We start from the raw sequence: 2,779 nt of genomic DNA on the forward strand, positions 1-2,779 counted from the left end.
CCCAAACATCAAATGGCGCATGACTTTGGCATGTCCTTTGACCATAATGTTGCGGCCGCCGAATTCGTCCTTGAGACGCGCGTTGGTCCGTTCGGCTACAGTGCGCTCACGGTAGCGAACTTCATCGGCAGGCTCGAAGTGCTCCTTCTCGCCCCCACGCGGGTTGTGGTCGATCAGGGGGACATGTCCCAGTTCGCGGCAGTGGTCGTGCAACTCTTTGCTGCAATAGGCAGCGTCCATCACATCGTACAAATTGGTCACCCGTTGCTTCGTGATGTGCGACAGCGGCACGGCGGCGCGGCTGTCATGCATCGACGCAGAACACAGCAAGGCGGCGATGGGAACGCCACAATCGGCAGTATCAATGTGCAGCTTGTACCCATTCCAACTGGTCTTGTAACCCTGCGCGTTGCACTTGGTGCCGCGGTCGCAGATCGTCGGCAATTCGGCGAGCATGTCGGGCAAGGTCTGGCCGCGTTGGCGCCGGATCGGCGAGCCAGCAGCTGGTGCTGCTTGCTTGACGGGGCGCTCACCTTTACGCCGGCCTTTCTTGCGCGGTGCCGGTGCCGCGTTGGCCGCTGCTGCGGGCCGTTCGCGCGCAGTAATCGCCGTACCGTCGCGGCTGATGTGCCCGACCAACTGGTCGCCCAGGTGTTCCTTGATCATGGCTTCGTAGGCGCGTTCAACCAGCCGCTCCTCAGCGAACTGCGCAAAAGCCCGCGAAAACGTCGCCTCCGAAGGCAGCTTTGCGAACGGCGGAAATCCGCAAATGCGCCGCAAGGTCTTGTCCATGGTCAGGCGCTCGACCAGCCCGACGGTAGTGGTGATGCCCAGCACCGCCTTGGCCACGAAAGCATTCGCCAGCCAAGCCCGAACATGTGGCGGTCGGCCGATGCCGTCCCAGGAATCGTCAGCGAACTCCTCGATACGCGCCCACTCCAGAACGTAGATAATGCGCTCAAGTTTCGGCGTCACGACGCCCAGTTCTGCGCACAGTTCCGGCAGCACGTCATATTGAACCGCGTTCCAGCGTTGCATGATCAGAGCAGGTCGGGTAGCATTCATGGTGTGGGCGTTTTGATTAAGCGTTAGAAACTAAATCATGCCAGAAATGGGCGCCCACCCCCCCCTTTTCGCTTGCGCTGCCAAGCAATTTTCATCCGTTCCGCTAGTTTTGCAAGAGGCTCAGGTCATCACGTTATACACAACTCCGAACTCCCTGTCGCCATGACGAGAAAACCCGTTAACATTCAAGGAGTTACAGCCGCCACTTGTAAACTGTAGCGAAATGGCGTTTACTCTTGCCTTTTGGACGACGACATGGGCAAGGCAGTGACGCGGTGGACCGATCATGAGTTTGCTGGGCTCGACCTTGGCGACAGTCGTCTCAACAAGAGGGCGAAGATACTGATGGAACGATTTGCGGCAAACCCGCAAGCGAGCATTCCGGCGGCATGCGAGGGCTGGAGCGAGACGGTGGCGGCCTACCGCTTTCTGAGCAACACCGATGTGGACTGGCGCGACATTCTGGCGCCGCATTGGGCTCGGACACAGGAGCGCATGCAGGCCTACCCGGTGATGCTGTGCATCCAGGACACGACGGAGCTCGACTTCAACGGCCAGGAAACACAGGGGCTGGGGCCGCTGAACTACGAGGCGCGGCGCGGCATGTATGTGCACCCGACGTACGCGGTGACGCCCGGACGCGAGCCGCTGGGCGTGCTCGACGCCTGGATGTGGGCGCGCGAGAAGCGCGGTGCCGACGGGGTACGCCCGGGGCAGAAGGAAAGCACGCGCTGGATCGAGGGTTACGAGCGCATAGCCGAGATGGCGGCCCAGATGCCGCAGACGCGACTGGTGTATGTAGCCGACCGCGAGGCGGACATGGTGGCGATGATGCGCCGGGCGAGCGAACTGGGCACGCCGGCCGACTGGCTGGTGCGCGCCAGGCACAATCGCTGCCTGCCCGATGAGGATGGCGAGAAGCTGTGGTCGCACACTAGCGCCGGCGTGGCGCTGGGCGAGATTGCGTTCACGATGCCGACGCGCGGCACGCAAAAGGCGCGCGCGGTGCGCCAGCAATTGTGGGCGCGTGTGGTCGAGATCGGAGACGGCAAACGGGGGCGCATCAGCGTCACCTGCATCGTGGCACGCGAAGTCGGCGCGCCCGCGGGGAGCAAACCGCTCGAATGGCGCCTGCTGACCAACCGCGAGGCCAGCACCGCCGAGCAGGTCGTCGAGCTCATCGACTGGTACCGGGCGCGCTGGGAAATCGAGATATATTTCCATGTGTTGAAAAATGGCTGCGAAGTGGAAACCCTGCAACTGGGGGCGATTGATCGGGTCGAGCGAGCCCTGGCGCTGTTCATGGTCGTAGCTTGGCGGGTCACCTACTTGATGCGCCTTGGAAGAAATTGCCCTGACCTTGATGCTACGCTGTTCTTCTCGGCTGACGAAATTCGCGGTACTTATTTGCTGTCGAAGACGCCAAAGCCGACGCAATCACCGCGCTTGAACGAGGTCGTCCGCCTGATTGCCCAGATTGGTGGCTTCCTTGCCCGCAAAAGCGATGGCGAGCCCGGCGTCAAGACCATCTGGCGAGGATTGGACCAAGTAATAACCGCAGCTCAAACATTGCAGGCACTACGGGAGGAAGGCGCCTGAGTTGGGTATAACGAGATGGGGCCAGGTAACAGTACGCCTCGACGCCCCGACAATTTCTGTTTCCGACACTGGCCGCGGGTTGCCCGATGCCGTGCTATCTATGTTGAACAACCCT

General features: G+C 61.4%; 2 protein-coding genes. One reads left to right on the plus strand and one right to left on the minus strand.

All coding sequences use genetic code 11. From position 1 onward, the window contains the following. The coding region (locus F1735_RS32945) for a transposase (protein WP_167241144.1) at positions 1–1,065 on the minus strand (1,065 nt) is incomplete at its 3' end. A gap of 255 nt (positions 1,066–1,320) precedes the next feature. On the opposite strand from F1735_RS32945, the gene F1735_RS32950 reads away from it, so the two are divergent. After that, positions 1,321–2,664 (plus strand): IS4 family transposase, encoded by a 1,344-nt coding sequence (locus F1735_RS32950; protein ID WP_167241146.1) that lies wholly within the window; start codon positions 1,321–1,323, stop codon positions 2,662–2,664. Positions 2,665–2,779: the final 115 nt, after the last annotated feature.

The organism is Massilia genomosp. 1 (genome assembly GCF_011682185.1).
Classification (GTDB): Bacteria; Pseudomonadota; Gammaproteobacteria; order Burkholderiales; family Burkholderiaceae_D; genus Telluria_A; species Telluria_A rubra.

Excerpts from the sequence above, each read along its gene's own strand:
- F1735_RS32950 (WP_167241146.1), top strand. The coding sequence starts at position 1,321 with ATGGGCAAGGCAGTGACGCGGTGGACCGATCATGAGTTTGCTGGGCTC.